Origin of the sequence: Cupriavidus phytohabitans (assembly GCF_017815025.1) — a bacterium.
Classification (GTDB): Bacteria; Pseudomonadota; Gammaproteobacteria; order Burkholderiales; family Burkholderiaceae; genus Cupriavidus.
Map to the genome: position 1 here is coordinate 22325 of NZ_JAGIQB010000046.1, position 16084 is coordinate 38408.

Below are 16084 nucleotides of genomic sequence, written 5' to 3' on the forward strand. Positions count from 1 at the left end.
CCGGGGCCGCCGGGGCGGCGGCCCAAAATGCGGTACAGCAGGTAGGGAATTCCCGCGCGCGGGAGGCTGCGGCCTAGCCTATGCGGTGGGCCAGCGCCGGGTAGAGCTGCGCCGCGTTGCCGTGCGCGACCGCGGTGAGGTCGCCGTCGCTGAAACCGTCCCAGCGCGCAGCGGCATCAATGGCTGGCTGGAACGTCCATGCCGGCATGAACGGATGGTCGAGTCCCATCAGAAGCTGCGAGGCAGGCACGAGCTGGCGCAGTGCGTAAAGTTGCGCGGGCGAGGTAGCGGCCGTGATGTCGTAGTAGAACGATGCCAGTCCGGCGCGGATCTCTTCCGCGCTCAGGGGCGTACGACCTTCGCCGTTACCGAAGACCTGCGTCAGCGTTTCGAGGCGAGTGGCGAGGTACGGCACCGTGCCGCCGCCGTGGGTCGAGATCATGCGGATATTCGCGAAGCGCCGCTTCGCGCCGCTGCAGACCATGTTGGCGACCATGCGCGTGCTGTCGAACATGAACTCCAGCAACGATGGATTCAGGCCAAGATCGACCTTGCCTGCCGCCGGATTGCCGATCGGGTGGACGAAAAGCGTCACGCCGCGCCGGTCCATCTCGGCGAACCACGGGTTGAAGCGCGCGTCGCCAAGATAGGCGCCGTCGATGTTCGTGGTGGTGGTCACGCCATCAAGCTTGAGTACGTCGAGCGCGTATGCCATTTCCTCGAGGCAACCATCGACCGAACGTCCCGGCAACGACGCCACCGCGCCGAAGCGCGACGGATGGCGCTGCACGATCTCCGCGAGCCGCTCGTTGACGCGGCGGGCGGTGTCGCACGCCTGTGCGCCGTCGGCAAAATTTGCGGCGAACGGGATCGACAAGACACAGGCCGCGACGCCGTGCGCATCCATCAATGCGAGCGTCTGTTCCGGCGACCACGCCGGCAGGTCGGACATCGGCGCCTGCGCGCCGAGGTCCGCAAAGATCGCATGCGAGTGGACATCGATGATGCGGGTGAGCAGGCGCTTGGGAGCATGGGTGGGGGCGTGTGTCATGATGCGTCTTCTCTCTAGTTTTAAACTATTTCGTCATTCCGACATTTATGTCTACTCTAGACATTGCGCGCCACGACAACAAGCGGTTTCTCATAGGTGTATGTCCCATTCGGTGCCGTTATAATTTGTCACTATGACGATTTGTCAAACCATCCGAGGGAAAGATGCATGAGCGACCATCGCACCAAGGTGGCGGAAAAGAAGCGGCTGTTGATGCGCACGAAGCTGTTGGATGCAGCGATGCGGGTGATCGGCGAGCAAACCGGCACGCCGCCGGTGATCGACGACGTGATCCGTGAGGCGAAGGTGTCGCGCGGCACCTTCTACAACTACTTCACCTCGCTCGAGGAGGTGGTGAACGCGATCGGGCAGGAAATGAACAACCAGATGATCACGGACATCCTTCCTGTCTACAACGTGTTAGAGGAACCGTGGCAGCGCGCGGCGGTCGGCTTCCGGCTGTTCATGGTGCGCGCGCTGCTCGACCGCAAGTGGGCCGGCTTCGTGATCCGCATCGAGGCATGGCCGCACACCACCCAGCTTGCGAAGTACATGTCGGGTGATTTGGCCGCCGGCAAGGCCCGCGGGCAGTTCCGCATCGACAGCATCGAGGCGGCCACCGACTTCCTGATGGGTGCGTCGGCGCGCTGCATCCAGGCAGTGGGCCAGGGGGTCGACGACCCACCGTCCTATATGGACGCCGCCACGCGCATGGCGCTCCGCAGTGTCGGCTGCAGCGACGCATTGTGCGACCAGGGGGTCGCCTTCTCGCAGTCCTACCTGAGGGCATGGGCAAGCGGCGAACTGACCGCCAGCCGGCCTCTATGGGCGCTGAACCTGAACTCGAAGGACGGCAAGGTATTTCTCGCCCATCATGTGGAGGCCCCGGCCGCCTGAGCCACGGCCGCCTCGCCCGTGAGGGCCACGGCCTCGCATCGCCGCGCATAGGCGCGGGCGAACGCTGCCGCCTCGGCTGCGGCAGTCTTGTCGGCACCGAGGCTGCGCAGCGCCATGCGGATGCTGGTGTCGATGTAGTGGCGCGGATCGCGCATGCGGCCGAAGCACAGCGTGCGGATGCCTTCGAGTATGCAGCCCAGCACGAGGTCCACCGCAGCCTGCAGGTCGTCGATCTCCATGCAGCCGTGGTACGCGCCGGCACGCAAGTCGGCCGTCACGCAGTCGAGCAACAGCGAGCGCCCCGGCACCAGTTCCTCGCGCAGCGCGAAACCGGCCCAGCGACGGTCGGCATGGGCGTGTGCCAGAAAGCAGTACATCCCGCAACTGAAGCGCTGCAGAGGATGCGTCAGCACGTCGTAGTCGGGCAGGATCGCGGCCGTGAACTGGTCGCGCACCTCCCGGCCCATCGCGAGCAGCGCCTCGTCCATCGAGGTGAAGTGCTTGTAGAACGTGCCGCGCGCGATGCCGGCGGCTTTCACCACGTCCTCGATCGACACCGTCAGGTTGGCCGGGTCGGCTACGAGATCGAGGATAGCGGACACGATGCGTGCCCGCGTGGCGACGCGCTTGCTGTGCGCCACTCGCGAGCGATGGTTCGGCACGCCACAGTGCTGGCCAGCGTGCAGGGATTCCTGCGGGATCGTTGACATCATGGTGCGGTCTCCACAGTGACGGTCGTGGCCGTCACGCTTGTTCAAGAACTTCGTTTCCGGCCGCATTTTTGCACTGGATTTAGGGCTTTTCCACTCCGGCAGAATCCACCGCGGGGGGCGCATGCCGCAGCATCTTCCACTGCCGTGGGCACTGTGCGCCCCGCATTCCGGCAGCCTCTGCGGCCCCCTTCTCCCTAGAATCGGTTGCATCCCCTTTCGACTATTTCGACCAATCACGGAGACTCACGCCATGAACATGCCGGCCCCGGAATTCCGCCGCACCAACGCTTCCGCTTCGCAGCCATGCCGCGTGTCGCCCACACTGCGCGGCGCCGAGATGGTGGTACAGGCGCTGCTTGCCGAGGGCGTGACGTCGGTATGGGGCTACCCCGGCGGGGCGGTGCTGCCGATCTACGACGCCATCGCCGCTCAGGACGGCCTGCGCCACCTGCTGGTACGGCACGAGCAGGCCGCCGTCCATGCCGCCGACGGCTATGCGCGGGCGACGGGCGAGGTCGGCGTAGCGCTCGTCACCTCCGGTCCGGGGGTGACGAACGCGGTCACCGGTATTGCGACGGCCTATTTCGACTCGATCCCGCTGGTCGTGCTGTCGGGCAATGTGCCGACCGTGATGATCGGCGAAGATGCCTTCCAGGAGTGCGACGCAGTCGGCATCACGCGCCCCGTCGTCAAGCACAACTTCCTCGTGCGCGACGTAGCCCAGCTCTCCGTCACGCTGAAGAAGGCCTTCCACCTCGCGCGTACGGGACGGCCCGGTCCGGTGCTGGTCGACATCCCCAAGGACGTCGCGCTCGCAACCGGCACGTTCGCCTACCCCGACACCATCGAGATTCGCTCCTACCGTCCCGCGCTCGATGGCCACGAAGGCCAGATCCGCCACGCGGCGAAGCTGCTGCGCATGGCGCGCCGTCCCTACCTTTACGTGGGCGGCGGCGCAGTTGCGGCAGGGGCGGCGGCCGACGTGGCCACCCTGGCCCGGCTGGCAGACGCGCCCGTCACCACCACGCTGATGGCGCTTGGCTGCTTCCCCGCCTCCGACCCGCGCTTCGTCGGCATGCCAGGCATGCACGGCACCTACGAGGCCAACCGGGCGATGCAGGACTGCGACGTACTCGTCGCCATCGGCGCCCGCTTCGACGATCGCGTGATCGGCAACGTGGCGAGCTTCGCCGGCACCCCGCGCGAGATCGTCCATATCGACATCGACCCGGCCAGCATCGGCAAGCGCGTGAAGCCGACCGTCCCTATCGTCGGCGATGCCCGCCGCGTGCTGCGCAGCCTGATTTCCCAGCTGTGCGAGGCGCCACCCGAGGCCGGCATCCGCGACGCCTGGTGGCGCGACATCGCCGCCTGGCGCGCGACGCAATGCCTCGCGTACCAGCGCGACGCGCATCGCATCAAACCGCAGTTCGTCATCGAGACGTTGTGCGACATGGCCGGCGACGACGCCTTCATCTGCTCCGACGTCGGCCAGCACCAAATGTGGGCGGCGCAGCACTACCGCTTCGCGCGCCCGCGCCGCTGGATCAACTCGGGCGGCCTTGGCACGATGGGCGTCGGCCTGCCCTACGCGATGGGCGTCAAGCATGCCTTTCCGGACAGCGACGTCATTACCGTGACCGGCGACGGTTCGATCCAGATGTGCATCCAGGAACTGTCCACCTGCCGCCAGTACGATCTGCCGGTCAAAATCGTGTCGCTGAACAATGGCTACCTCGGCATGGTGCGGCAGCTCCAGCATGTCGAGTACGAGCGGCGCTATTCGCAGTCGTACATGGAAGCCTTGCCCGACTTCCCCGCGCTGGCCCGCGCCTACGGGCATGTCGGCATCCACGTAACCAAGCCTTCCGATGTCGAACCTGCGCTGCGAGAGGCGCTGGCGCTGAAGACGCGCACGGTATTCCTAGACATCCACGTGGACGGCAGCGAGAACGTCTGGCCGATGATCCGCGGTGGCCGCGGGCTCGATGAGATGCTGCTGGGCGAAGGCGCGCTCGAGCCCACGCCTTAGCCCTCCCCTCGCGCGTCGCATTGTCGCTAGCGCAGGTGCCGCAGCGGCAGCGCCGTGCTGTATAGCACCTGCTTGAGCGCGAAGCTCGTTCGGATGCTGGCCACGCCGGGGATGCGCGTTATCTCGTCGACGATGAGGCGTTCCACGGCCTGCACGTCGGGCAGCACGGCGCGGATCATGTAGTCGGCGTCGCCGGTCATCAGGTAGCACTCCATCACGTCGGGCAACGCGCGCACCGCACGCTCGAACGCGTCGAGGCCGGTGCGCGCCTGCCGCTCCAGCGAGACATGGATAAACACGTTGACGTTGAGACCCAGCTTCTGCGGGTCCAGCAGCGTCACCCGCTGCCGGATCAGGCCGCGCTCCTCCAGAGCGCGCACCCGCGCCAGGCACGGCGAGGCCGACAGGTTGACATGTTCGGCCAATTCGACGTTGGTCAGGCTGGCGTCGCGTTGGAGGGCGTCGAGGATCTTGATGTGGGTGGCATCGAGGTCGGGGGCGGACATCGTAGGGCTTCCTGTGAAGGCGATCCTGTGAAAGCAAAGCAGCCCGCGCCACCCGTAGCGGCGCAGGCCTCGACCTGAATATGGCAGACCAGGTCTCCTGGCCCGCCTCGCATCAGCGATTGGTCGCCTGGAACGTCACCTGCCGCCAGCGGCCGGCTTCACGCCGCCAGGCTTGCGTTGTCATCACGTCCATCTCGATCCGCTGACCGGTCTCGCGCATCTCGATTGACTGGAGCAGACGGCCGACCGCGACCGCCATGTCGCCCTGCACGCGCACCTCTAGTCCTTCGCGCTGCGCGCTCAGAAACGTGATTTGGCTGCGCACGATGGCGAGATAGGCCGGCTTATCGTCGACCTTGCCGTTGGCGTGGATGTGGATCACATCATCGGCCACCAGCGCATCGAGTGCGTCAACGTCGGCGGCGACCAGCGCGCGGCACCGTTCGTTCTCCAGCCGGGCGATTTCCGCCGCCACGGCGTCCGGATCGAGACTTCTGTCGATGGCGTTCATCGCGCGCCCTCCTCCACCACCACGTTCTCTATTTCTCCCAGCCCTTCGATCTCGACCAGCACGCGGTCGCCCGGCCGCAGCCACGACGGCGGCTTGTGCGCGACGCCGACGCCGCCGGGCGTGCCAGTCATCACCACGTCGCCCGGCTCCAGCGTCATGGCCGCCGACAGGTGGGCCACCTGCTCGTAGCAGTCGAAGATCAGTTGCGCGGTATTCGAGTTCTGGCGCTTCTCGCCATTGACAAAGCAGCGGATGGCGAGCGCGTGCGGGTCGGGCACCTCGTCTGCCGTAACGATCCACGGGCCGAAGGGGGCGTGCGTGTCGAACGACTTGCCGAGCGTGAACTGCGAGGTGCGCAGCTGCCAGTCGCGCACGCTGACATCGTTCGAGACGCAGTAGCCGAAGATCACGTCCTTCGCGTTGTCACGGCTCACATGCTTGCAACGCCGACCGACCACGAAAGCCAATTCGGCCTCGTAGTCGAGTTGTTCCGACACGCGCGGACGTTCGATGGGCGCGTATGGACCGGTTGCCGCAGTCGGCATCTTGGCGAACCACAGTTGTTCGGCGGGCTTGGCCATGCCGGACTCGGCGACGTGATCGGCGTAGTTCAGGCCGATGGCCATGATCTTGCCCGGGCGGGGAATCGGGGCGAGCAGCGTGACAGACGACAAAGGCACGTCGACGCGATCGCTGGCGGCCAGGTCTTCGAGACGAGAGCGCCAAGTCGGGAAGGCGTCTATCAAGCTGATCATGTCACGAGGGGCTTCGGGCAGGTGGCTATCGATCTGCACGAGACCGCCAGGCACCACGAGGCCGAGGTGCACGGTACCGGCGCCGGTTTGGTAAGTGGCAAGTTTCATTTAAATCTCTCGGTAGTCGTCGGGCGTTATTGGGGACCCTTCTGCTCCGCCGCACGGGCGGCGCCCAGTGCGCAAAGTTCTTCATCACTGGCACCGGCTTCCCACATCGCAACCAGCCCGTCGGGGTCGAACTCGATCCCCATGATGTTATTGGCGAAGGTCTCGGTATGGAAGAAATTGGCGCAGTCGGCCGGGTCGGGATAGTTGTCGACCTGCAGTTCGATGTTGTTGCCTTCGGGGTCGCGGTAGTACAGCGAGGTGGTCGGGCCGTGGTTGATGCACCAGACCGGCCGGATGCCGCCTTCCTTTAGGCGCTGGTAGGTCTGCAGCAGTTCGCCGACCGACTGGTAGCTGTAGGCGACGTGGTGGACGCCCGCCGCCTCGCTCTGCTTGTCCGGGATGCCGGGCATATTGAAGAAGGCCAGGCGGTGGTGTTCGTCGTCGTAGGTGATGAAGGTCAGCACGTTGTCCTCGAAGACCAGCTTTGCCTGGAACACGGCCATGTACCAGGCGACGGTCTCCGCGCGGCGCGCGCAGCGGTAGACCAGGTGGGCCATCTTGAACGGGACGACGCGGTCGGCTTGCACCGCTTGCAGGGTAGTCATGGTTGGTCTCCTGTGTGGATGATGTAGGTTGCCGTCAGAGCAGGACGCGGCGGAAATCGGCCAGCAGGCTGGCCAAATGGGCGAGGAAGCGGCCGGCCTCGGCGCCATCGACCGCGCGGTGGTCCCACGACAGTGACAGCGGCAGTTGCAGACGCGGCTGGAACGCGCTGCCGTCCCAGCAGGGCTGCGTGGCGGCCTTGCCAACGCCGAGGATCGCCACCTCGGGTGCATTGATAATGGGCGTGAAATGCGAGCCGCCGATGCCGCCGAGCGACGAAATCGAGAAGCAGCCGCCCTGTATCTGCTCGGGCTTGAGCTGGCCGGCGCGGGCGGCAGCGGCCAGGTCGGCCATCTCGGCGGCGATGGCGAGCACGCCCTTGGTGTCGGCGTCGCGGATCACGGGGACTATCAGCCCGTTCGGCGTGTCGGCGGCGAAGCCGACGTGGACGTAGTGCTTGCGGATCACGTCTTGCCCGTCAAGGCTGACGTTGAACTGCGGGAAGGCACGCAGCGCCGCCGCGGCGGCGCGCGCGAGGAAGGCGAGCAGCGTGACGCGCGCCGCGTCGGGCTTCGCCTTTCCGTTCAGCGCCAAACGGAACGCTTCTAGTTCCGTGATGTCGGCCTGGTCGAAATTGGTGACGTGCGGGATGCGCACCCAGTTGCGATGCAGGTTGGCGCCCGAGATGCGCCGCAGGCGGCTCAGCGGTTGGCGTTCAACTTCGCCAAACCGGGAAAAGTCCACCTGGGGCCAGGGCAGTAGGTCGAGGTCCCCGCCGTCCCGGGGTGCGCTGACGGCTGGCTTCGCCAGCAAGGTCTTTGCATGGGTCAGCACATCCGCCCGCAGCGCGCGGCCCTTGGGGCCTGACGGGCGCACCTCGGCCAGCGAGACGCCGAGTTCGCGGGCGAGCTTGCGAACGGAGGGACCTGCGTGGGCGGGGGTGCCCTTCGGGGCGACAGGGACGACCGGCGCGAATTCGGACGTTGCCGCCGCAACCGCTACCGCTACCGGCGCGGACACCGGTTGCGGCATTTCTGCCGGCGCCGGTGCGGCAACGGGCTTGCCGGTCTCCGTCACCGCGACAGGCTTAGCGATTTCATTCACCGGGCCCACCACCGGCACGTCCCCGAACTCGATCCGCGCAATCGGCGTTCCCTTCGACACGAGGTCGCCTGGCTTCAGCAGCACCTCGCGAATGGTCCCGGCGCGGTCGCTCGGCACATCCATCGTAGCCTTATCCGATTCGAGCGTGACGATGGGCTGTTCGACCACCACGGCGTCGCCAGCGCGGATCAGCACTTCGATCACCGGGATCTGGCCGTAGTCCCCGATGTCGGGGATGGTAAGAATCTGCATGGATATCTCGTTCCGGAATCAGCGTTGCCAGGGTGCGAAGGGCAGGTCCGTAGCGTCGACGCGCGCGAGCGCCTCGCGGTGCTTGTCGGGGTCAACGGCGGCCAGCGCCGCGAGCACGATGTGGCGGCAGTCCATCTCGAAGAAGCGGCGCAGCGCGGAGCGTGTGTCGCTGCGGCCGAAGCCGTCGGTGCCGAGCGCCGTGTATGGCGCGTCCATGTATGGCGCGATCAGATTGGCGTAGGCTCGCACGTAATCAGTGGCAGCCACCACCGGCGCGGTGCCAGCCAGGCATGTTTCCAGATGGCTGCGCGCTTCCCCGTCGGGGGTGAAGAGACGCTCGCGCTGTACGGCCTGCGCCTCGCGCGCCAGTTCGGAGAAGCTCGTCACGCTCCAGACCTCGGCGCCGATACCCCATTCGTCAGCCAACACGTCGGCGGCAGCGATGACCTCGCGCAAGATCGCGCCGGAGCCGAGCAGGCGGACCTGTGGCGTGCCGGTGCCAGTCGTCGCGTGCAGGCGCATGCCGCGCAGGATGTCGGCGTGCTGCGCAGGATCAATCGGTGCCTGTGCGTAGTTTTCGTTGGTGACGGTCAGGTAGTGGAACTCGTCGTGCTGCTGCTCCAGCATGCGACGCGCGCCGTGGTCGATGATGACAGCGGCCTCGCCGGCGAAGGCGGGATCCCAAGCGCGGCAGTTGGGGACAGTGGAAGCAATCAGGTGGCTGGTGCCATCCTGGTGTTGCAGGCCCTCGCCCGACAAAGTCGTGCGCCCGGCCGTCGCGCCGACAAGGAAGCCGCGGGCGCGCTGGTCGGCGGCGGCCCAGATCAGGTCGCCAATACGCTGGAAGCCGAACATCGAGTAGTAGATGTAGAACGGCAGCATCGCCACGCCGTTCACGCTGTACGAGGTCGCCGCCGCGGTCCACGACGACATCGCGCCGGCCTCAGTGATGCCCTCTTCCAGCAACTGCCCGTCGCGTGACTCTTTGTAGTAGAGCATCGAGCCAGCGTCCTCGGGCTCGTAGAGTTGGCCGTGCGGCGAGTAGATGCCGACCTGGCGGAACAGGTTGGCCATGCCGAACGTACGCGCCTCGTCAGCAACAATGGGGACAATGCGAGGGCCGAGTGTCTTGTCCTTCAGCAGGTTGGTGAACAGGCGCACGACCGCAGTCGTCGTGGACACCTCGCGCCCGTCGGGCTGCAGCGCAAACTGCGCGTAGCTCTCCAGCGCCGGCACCGGCACCGGCGGCGCGGTGGTGACGCGGCGCGGCATGTAGCCGCCGAGTTCGGCCCGGCGCGCTTGCAGGTAGCGCATCTCGGGACTGTCTTCAGTGGGCTTCAGGAACTGCATGGTCTCGACCGCCTCGTCGCTGAGCGGCAGTTGGAAGCGGTCGCGGAAGGCCCGCAGCGCATCGACGTCGAGCTTCTTTTGCTGGTGCGACGTGTTGCGCGACTCGCCCGCCTGCCCCATGCCGTAGCCCTTCTTGGTCTTGGCGAGGATCACGGTCGGGCGGCCGGGATGGCGGCGCGCGGCGTCGAACGCGGCATACAACTTGCGGAAATCATGGCCACCGCGGCGTAGACCGTCGATCTCTTCGGGGGTCATGTGCGAGACCAGCGCCTGCAGTTCCGGATCGAGGTCGAAGAAGTGCGCCCGGTTATAGGCACCGTCGTTGGCGCCGAGCGTCTGGTACTGACCGTCGACCGTGTTGGCAAAGCGGCGCAGCAGCGCGTGCTTGTGATCGCGGGCAAAGAGCGCGTCCCAGTCCGATCCCCACACCACCTTGATGACGTTCCAGCCCGCGCCGGCAAACAGCGATTCGAGCTCCTGGATGATCTGGCCGTTGCCGCGCACCGGCCCGTCGAGCCGCTGCAGGTTGCAGTTGATGATGAAAGTCAGGTTGTCGAGCTTCTCGCGCGCGGCCAGCGACAGCGCGGCGATGGACTCGGGCTCGTCCATCTCGCCGTCGCCGAATACGCCCCAGACGCGCCGGCCAGCCGTCGCAGCGATGCCGCGGTGTTCCAGGTAGCGCAGGAAGCGCGCCTGATAGACCGCGCTGATGGGGCCGATGCCCATCGAGCCAGTCGGGAACTGCCAGAACTCCGGCATCAGCCAGGGATGCGGATACGAGCACAGGCCGCTGCCCGCCACCTCTTGCCGGTAGCGCTCCAGATGCGAGGCGTCGAGCCGCCCTTCGAGGAACGCGCGCGCGTAGACGCCCGGCGCCGAGTGCGGCTGGAAGTAGACCAGGTCGCCCTTGCCCTGCTCGCCATCGGCGCGGAAGAAATGGTTGAAGCCGACCTCGAAGATCTCGGCGGCGGATGCATAGCTGGCGATATGCCCGCCCAGCTCGCCATATGCCTTGTTGGCGCGCACCACCATTGCCAGCGCATTCCAGCGGATGATTGAGGTGAGACGCTCCTCCATTGCCAGGTCGCCCGGATAGGCGGACTGCGCTTCCAGCGGGATGGTGTTCTGGTAGAGCTGGTACGGATGGGCGGTTGGCGCCACGCCGAGGTGGCTGGCGTGCTCGGCGAGGCGCCGCAGCAAAAAGCCGACGCGCTCGGCGCCGCCGTGGCGGGCCACACCGGCCAGGGCGTCGAGCCATTCCCCGGTTTCCTGGCGGTCGGGGTCGTCCGCGCTAGCGTCGATGGAATCAATGCGTTGGGCGTGCATACATGGAATCAGGTCGGTGGTGAGGGAAAGATCAGCAAATCAGCAACAGTCGGCGGCGTCCGGATGCTCGATGGCGGGCAGCCGCGTCGGCATGTGGTGGTATTTGCCGCCGTAGAACAACAGCGGTCCGCGCGGCGAGCCGAAGCGGACGTCCTCGACCTGCGCGATGTAGAGCAAGTGGTCGCCGGCAGGGTGGACGTCGACCGTGCGCGCCACGAGGTGGACAAGACTGCCATCGAGCAGCGGCGTGTCACCGCGATGGATGAAGGGCGGCTCAACGCCTTCGACCGGACGCCCGCCGAAGTGGCCGCTCAAGTGGCGCTGATCCTCGGCGAGGAAGTTGACGCCGTAGCAGACGCCCTCGCGCACGTGCTGATGGAAACGCGATGCCGCCCGCACTGAGACCAGCACCAGCGGCGGTTCCAGCGACACCGACATGAAGGCGTTCGCCGTCATGCCGGCCGGCACGCCGTCGGCGGTGTAGGTGATGATGGTCACCCCGGTGGCGAAGTGCCCCATGGTTAGCCGCAGCAGTCTTGTGTCGAGCCTGACGGATGCGGGGACTTGAGAGGATTGGGCGGCGTTCATGGCATCGGGCCTTCAGACCAGCCGGGTCACGGTGTTTTCTACGCCGAGCAGCGCCTTGCCGTAGATCTCGAAGCCGACAGCGGGCAGCGCCACCGCATGACGGGCCGCGGTGTTGGCGTCGCGCCACCAGCGCTGCATCGGGCTGGCTTCGGCAAAGCTGCCCGCGCCGTGGGCGGATAGCAGCACGTTGATGGCGTCGGTGACGTGCGTGATGACCTGGCCGGTGTGGGCGCGGAGCTTCGCCTTGGTCAGGTAGTCAAGCTCGCGGTTTTCCTGCGCCGCGCGGTCGATCTCGTCGGCCGCGGCGCAGGCGAGCACGTGGGCGGTGTCAATCTTGACGGCAGCGTCGGCGACCTGCCCCTGGAACATTACCGAATGGCTCTGCTTGTCGTAGGAGGTGTAGGCAATGGCGCGCTGCGGGGCCTTCTCGATCACGTATTTCAGCGCGGCGCGGCCCATGCCGAGCTGGGCGCCGGCCAGGATCAGCGCGGCCACCGGCACGAAGGCGGCGCGATAGGCGGCCTCGTCCTTCATCTCGGTCGGGTAGACACCGTCCACGGCATCAAGGATGTTCATCAGCCGGTACTCGGGCACGAACACGTCGTTGCCGACGATGCAGTTGCTGCCCGAGGCGCGCATGCCGGCCGTGTACCAAGTGTCTTCGATCGTCACGTCGCTCATCGGCACCAGCGCCAGGTGCTGGGCCTTGAACGCGCCGTTGTCGTCCGACTCGACCACGCCAACCATGGCCCAGTCGGCATGCAGCGAACCCGACGAGAAGTACCACTTGCCAGAGATCTGCAGCCCGCCTTCCACGCGGCGGCACTGGGTAGACGGCGTGAACACGCCCGACACGCGGGCGTCGGGGTTCTCGCCGAACACGTCGTCCTGCGCCTGCTGCTGGAACAAGCCGGTAAACCATGCGCAGACGTTGGTCAGCGCCACCACCCATGCCGTGCCGCCGCAGGCTTCGGCCAGCGCGGCGGTGACTTGGAGGTGGGCGCGCGTCGAGCCCTCGAAGCCGCCGTATCGCTTGGGCACCATCAGGCGGAACAGGCCGGCCTCGGCGATGGCGTCGATATTCTCGTCGGCGGCGCGGCGGTTCTGTTCGGAGGCGGCGGCGTTCTTGCGCAGCAGCGGCTGCAGGGCTTCGGCACGGCAGATCAGCTCCTCGAGCGACGGCGTGGCGCGCGGGGCGTGGAAGGCTTCGATGACGGCTGCGGATGGCTGGGACATGGCGATCTCGGTAGTGGTATGTGTGATGGACTGCGGGTAAAGCGCAGGCGTGCACCTTCCCCTGGCCCCGTTCACACGGACCGAAACGTCAGTCGGAAGGGAAAAGCACGCCTGGGAAGGGCGTGTGGGCGCCAGCGGGGGCTAGCGCGAACGGTGTCGTTGACACCAGGATTTTGAGGGCATGTTGTCTCCGATACTTATACTATTTTGTCAGATCGACATTCATGTCTAATTTAGACCGTGAGGGATCGTGCGACAAGATGAATCTCCTCGGGACTTGCCCGTATGTGGGCACTGACCGCCGTCACTCTGACAATCTGTCAGTGGAGCGAGGGCCGGAAGTGACACAGGCGACCGGTAGACCAGTCGCCTGTGTGCGGAATAAACGGGCTTGCGGACCATGACCGCGTCCGCGGCACATCAGTGCTTGTGGTTGGGATCCTCGCGATACGCCGAGGCGGGCTGCTTCATGTACGCGTTCTCGACGTCGGCCAGCATCGCCTGGAGCACCGCCTTCGACTGGTATCGCCCCTTCAGGAACACACCGGCAATGCGGCCAAGGTTCGCCGCGTCGGCCAGTGGGTCGGCTTCGAGCAGCACAAGGTCGGCGTTCTTGCCCTGCTCCACGGTTCCCATGCTCGATGTGCGGCCGAGGAAATCGGCCGCGTCGAGCGTGGTCATCCGCAAGATCTCCAGCGGCGTGAACCCCGCCTGTGCAAGCTGGCGAAACTCGGCCTGCAGGCTGAAGCCAGGAATGCACCAGATACCGCCTGCATCGGAGCCCGCCAGCATCCTCACGCCCTCGGCACGGAAGATCTGCAGCGCGCGAACCTCGAAGTCGTAGAAACTGCGGAAGATCGCGTCGTTGCCGGGCGACATGGTGGCCGCGTACTGGTCCGCCAGCGCCTGCCAGTTCGCGCGGCGGCCAGGCTCGATGTACTTCAGATTGGCATCGTTGCGAAAGACGGCATCGGTACTGAACTGCATCGTCCTGATGCGATAGAGCGTGGGCGTCTGCCAGGTACCGTTCGCGACGAACGTACGGGCGAGCGCGCGGCACTTTTCCTCGCTGAAGGTATCCATCGCGCGCTGGAACCAGGGCGCTTCCGGCGTGCGCGGCAGGAACGGGCTGGTGACATTGGGCACGATGGGCGGAGCCTTCAGGATGTCGGCGCGAATGGCGTCTTCATCTGTCGAGCAGCCAAGCAGCACGCCCAGCGCCGGCCCCAGATGCTCGATCCCGCGCATCCCGGCGGCCGACGCGGCAGCCGGCGACACCGTCGGCGACAGATGGCCCACCACGGGCAACCGTTGCCTGCCCGCCTCGGCCATGATGGCCGGGAAGCTTGCCGGGGTCGCGTTGACGACCTTGACGAAGTCGGCACCATCGGCGCGGGCCTGCTGGACGAGTTGCACTGCGGCATCGGCCTGCGGCACGGTGATGAGCGTGGAGGGCATTGCCAGCAGTTCCGGAGCAAGCACCTTGCCCGCTGCGCTGTCGGCGTTGAGTGTCTTCGCCCGCGCAATCAGCGCCGCCGAGCCGGCCATCTCGCGGAAACCCGTGATGCCGTTGGCAATCATCTGCAAAAAGTGCGTGGGCGGCAGGTCCGCCTGGTCGAGCACGTGCGTGTGCATGTCGTTGTAGCCCGGCACCAGGTACTGACCGGTGCCATCCACGCGCGTCGCGGCGCCCTCGACGCGGAAGCTGCCGCCCCGGGCGATGCTGCGGATCACACCGCCGTCGACCAGTACGGCCATGTCGGAACTTGTGCTGCCGTCACGCGTGTTGACGATCGCCACGTGGTCGATGACCGTGCCGGAAGTCACCGGCGTGGTGTCGTCGCCGCCGTTGCAGGCCGCGGCCAGTCCTACGCCGGCCGCGACCAGCACGGCCGTGAACAGGAATCGAGTCTTCATGTCGGCTCCGGTGCTCGTTAGAACACGTGCCGGACGCCGACCATCGCACCCAGCTGCGAGCCCGCCGGTGCCGGGTTGGCGCCGGCCGATCCGCTGCTGACGGAAAGTCCGAGCTGGCCATCGTTGTTGATGTAGCCCGCCGTGGCGTAGATTGCCGTTCGCGTGGAGAAGCTGTACGTGCCACGCAGCGCATAGAGCATGGCCTTGTTGTCGCTGCCGTGGTAGCGCAGGTAGTACACCTGTCCCGCGACGTTGAAAGCGGGCGTGAGATCGTACGAAGCGCCGGCATACCAGAGGTCGCTCAGCCGGGTGGCACTGCCGTCGTTGTCGCGCCGCAGCCAGCCTGCGCCCAGCTTCGTGCGGTCGAACAGCGCGTAGGCGCTCAGCGACAGCCGATCGTCCGACTTGCCGCCGGAATTCAGCCCGGCAAACGCGCCCGGTCCCCCGCGCAGCGAGTCATAGGCGGCCGCCACGCCAAAGCGCGGCGTCTCGTACTGGATCATGGCCGACCATTCCCGGCAGTCGGAATGCGCGGCCGGGTTTTCGCCGGCGCAGTTGGTGCCGGCTGGGCTGGGGCCGGCATTGGCCACGTCACGGCCGAAGCTGTAGGTGGCGCCCAATGTCAGCCCGCCAAACTTTCCCTTGTAGGCAATGGCGTTGTCGGCGCGGGCATTCGGAATGTAGCTGTCCAGCGATCCCGAGCCGAACGTGTTCGGGCCCAGGATGTCCGGATCGAGCATGGCCCAGAACAGCATCGTGTACTGGCGGCCCAGCGATACCTGCCCCCAGTTGCCCGACAGGCCAACCCACGCCTGCCGCCCGAACAGCCGGCCGCCCTGGTTCATGACACCCGAGTCCGGCGCAAAGCCCGATTCGAGCACGAAGCTGGCCTTGGTGCCGCCGCCAAGGTCCTCGGTGCCGCGCAAACCCCAGCGCGACGGGACCATGCCGGAGAGCGAGTTCATGCGCACGACGCTTTGGCTCGGCGCGCCCACGTGGTTGACATACTCGATGCCCGTATCGACCACCCCATACAGCGTGACCGACGACGGCGATGCCTGCGCGCAGGCGAGTGCGGGCATGGCGCTGGCACCGGCCAGCACCAGGTTGCGAAACTTCATGGGTCTCCTCCTTG

14 protein-coding genes are annotated in these 16084 nt (G+C 66.4%); 2 read left to right on the forward strand and 12 right to left on the reverse strand.

What is annotated here, in order from left to right; translation table 11 throughout:
• Positions 1 to 73: 73 nt before the first annotated feature.
• Positions 74 to 1051 carry an amidohydrolase family protein gene (locus J8I34_RS26060; RefSeq protein WP_209807323.1) on the reverse strand — a complete coding sequence of 326 codons (978 nt, stop codon included), beginning with the start codon at positions 1049 to 1051 and terminating at the stop codon, positions 74 to 76.
• Positions 1052 to 1219: 168 nt separating this feature from the next.
• On the opposite strand from J8I34_RS26060, the gene J8I34_RS26065 reads away from it, so the two are divergent.
• Positions 1220 to 1948: a TetR/AcrR family transcriptional regulator gene (locus tag J8I34_RS26065; protein ID WP_209807324.1), complete on the forward strand. Its 729-nt coding sequence runs from the start codon at positions 1220 to 1222 to the stop codon at positions 1946 to 1948.
• Here J8I34_RS26065 and J8I34_RS26070 read toward each other — a convergent pair.
• A complete protein-coding gene (locus tag J8I34_RS26070; protein WP_209807325.1) occupies positions 1924 to 2661 on the reverse strand; it encodes a TetR/AcrR family transcriptional regulator in 738 nt (245 codons plus the stop codon). The two genes, J8I34_RS26065 and J8I34_RS26070, sit on opposite strands and share 25 nt — an antisense overlap.
• 250 nt (positions 2662 to 2911) lie before the next feature.
• Between J8I34_RS26070 and ilvB the strand changes: the two genes are divergently transcribed.
• Positions 2912 to 4693: a biosynthetic-type acetolactate synthase large subunit gene (ilvB, locus tag J8I34_RS26075; RefSeq protein ID WP_209807326.1), complete on the forward strand. Its 1782-nt coding sequence runs from the start codon at positions 2912 to 2914 to the stop codon at positions 4691 to 4693.
• 26 nt (positions 4694 to 4719) lie between these two features.
• Here ilvB and J8I34_RS26080 read toward each other — a convergent pair whose 3' ends face one another.
• The 10 genes from J8I34_RS26080 to J8I34_RS26125 form a co-directional block, all read right to left on the reverse strand.
• Positions 4720 to 5199, reverse strand: coding sequence for an Lrp/AsnC family transcriptional regulator (locus J8I34_RS26080; protein ID WP_209807327.1), 480 nt, complete (start codon positions 5197 to 5199; stop codon positions 4720 to 4722).
• Positions 5200 to 5311: 112 nt separating this feature from the next.
• Complete coding sequence (locus J8I34_RS26085) at positions 5312 to 5710, reverse strand: nuclear transport factor 2 family protein (protein WP_209807328.1); 399 nt, start codon at positions 5708 to 5710, stop codon at positions 5312 to 5314.
• A complete protein-coding gene (locus tag J8I34_RS26090; protein WP_209807329.1) occupies positions 5707 to 6573 on the reverse strand; it encodes a fumarylacetoacetate hydrolase family protein in 867 nt (288 codons plus the stop codon). Before J8I34_RS26090 ends, J8I34_RS26085 begins: the two co-directional genes overlap by 4 nt.
• Positions 6574 to 6599: 26 nt before the next feature.
• The gene (locus J8I34_RS26095; RefSeq protein WP_209807330.1) at positions 6600 to 7178 is read right to left on the reverse strand and encodes a VOC family protein; all 579 of its coding nucleotides are present in this window, start codon (positions 7176 to 7178) and stop codon (positions 6600 to 6602) included.
• Between the two features lie 34 nt (positions 7179 to 7212).
• Positions 7213 to 8532 (reverse strand): 2-oxo acid dehydrogenase subunit E2, encoded by a 1320-nt coding sequence (locus J8I34_RS26100; protein ID WP_209807331.1) that lies wholly within the window; start codon positions 8530 to 8532, stop codon positions 7213 to 7215.
• Positions 8533 to 8550: 18 nt separating this feature from the next.
• Positions 8551 to 11208 carry an alpha-ketoglutarate dehydrogenase gene (gene mdeB, locus J8I34_RS26105; protein ID WP_209807332.1) on the reverse strand — a complete coding sequence of 886 codons (2658 nt, stop codon included), beginning with the start codon at positions 11206 to 11208 and terminating at the stop codon, positions 8551 to 8553.
• A 39-nt stretch (positions 11209 to 11247) separates the two neighbouring features.
• The gene (locus J8I34_RS26110; RefSeq protein WP_209807333.1) at positions 11248 to 11796 is read right to left on the reverse strand and encodes a flavin reductase family protein; all 549 of its coding nucleotides are present in this window, start codon (positions 11794 to 11796) and stop codon (positions 11248 to 11250) included.
• Positions 11797 to 11808: 12 nt separating this feature from the next.
• Positions 11809 to 13032: an acyl-CoA dehydrogenase family protein gene (locus J8I34_RS26115; RefSeq protein WP_209807334.1), complete on the reverse strand. Its 1224-nt coding sequence runs from the start codon at positions 13030 to 13032 to the stop codon at positions 11809 to 11811.
• A gap of 420 nt (positions 13033 to 13452) precedes the next feature.
• A complete protein-coding gene (locus J8I34_RS26120; RefSeq protein ID WP_209807335.1) occupies positions 13453 to 14949 on the reverse strand; it encodes an amidohydrolase family protein in 1497 nt (498 codons plus the stop codon).
• A 17-nt stretch (positions 14950 to 14966) separates the two neighbouring features.
• The gene (locus J8I34_RS26125; protein WP_209807336.1) at positions 14967 to 16070 is read right to left on the reverse strand and encodes a porin; all 1104 of its coding nucleotides are present in this window, start codon (positions 16068 to 16070) and stop codon (positions 14967 to 14969) included.
• Positions 16071 to 16084: the final 14 nt, after the last annotated feature.

Coding starts and splice junctions, on each gene's coding strand:
- ilvB (WP_209807326.1), top strand. CDS start 2,912: ATGAACATGCCGGCCCCGGAATTCCGCCGCACCAACGCTTCCGCTTCG.
- J8I34_RS26095 (WP_209807330.1), bottom strand. CDS start 7,178: ATGACTACCCTGCAAGCGGTGCAAGCCGACCGCGTCGTCCCGTTCAAG.
- J8I34_RS26070 (WP_209807325.1), bottom strand. CDS start 2,661: ATGATGTCAACGATCCCGCAGGAATCCCTGCACGCTGGCCAGCACTGT.
- mdeB (WP_209807332.1), bottom strand. CDS start 11,208: ATGCACGCCCAACGCATTGATTCCATCGACGCTAGCGCGGACGACCCC.
- J8I34_RS26085 (WP_209807328.1), bottom strand. CDS start 5,710: ATGAACGCCATCGACAGAAGTCTCGATCCGGACGCCGTGGCGGCGGAA.
- J8I34_RS26090 (WP_209807329.1), bottom strand. CDS start 6,573: ATGAAACTTGCCACTTACCAAACCGGCGCCGGTACCGTGCACCTCGGC.
- J8I34_RS26125 (WP_209807336.1), bottom strand. CDS start 16,070: ATGAAGTTTCGCAACCTGGTGCTGGCCGGTGCCAGCGCCATGCCCGCA.
- J8I34_RS26060 (WP_209807323.1), bottom strand. CDS start 1,051: ATGACACACGCCCCCACCCATGCTCCCAAGCGCCTGCTCACCCGCATC.
- J8I34_RS26110 (WP_209807333.1), bottom strand. CDS start 11,796: ATGAACGCCGCCCAATCCTCTCAAGTCCCCGCATCCGTCAGGCTCGAC.
- J8I34_RS26080 (WP_209807327.1), bottom strand. CDS start 5,199: ATGTCCGCCCCCGACCTCGATGCCACCCACATCAAGATCCTCGACGCC.
- J8I34_RS26100 (WP_209807331.1), bottom strand. CDS start 8,532: ATGCAGATTCTTACCATCCCCGACATCGGGGACTACGGCCAGATCCCG.
- J8I34_RS26115 (WP_209807334.1), bottom strand. CDS start 13,032: ATGTCCCAGCCATCCGCAGCCGTCATCGAAGCCTTCCACGCCCCGCGC.
- J8I34_RS26120 (WP_209807335.1), bottom strand. CDS start 14,949: ATGAAGACTCGATTCCTGTTCACGGCCGTGCTGGTCGCGGCCGGCGTA.
- J8I34_RS26065 (WP_209807324.1), top strand. CDS start 1,220: ATGAGCGACCATCGCACCAAGGTGGCGGAAAAGAAGCGGCTGTTGATG.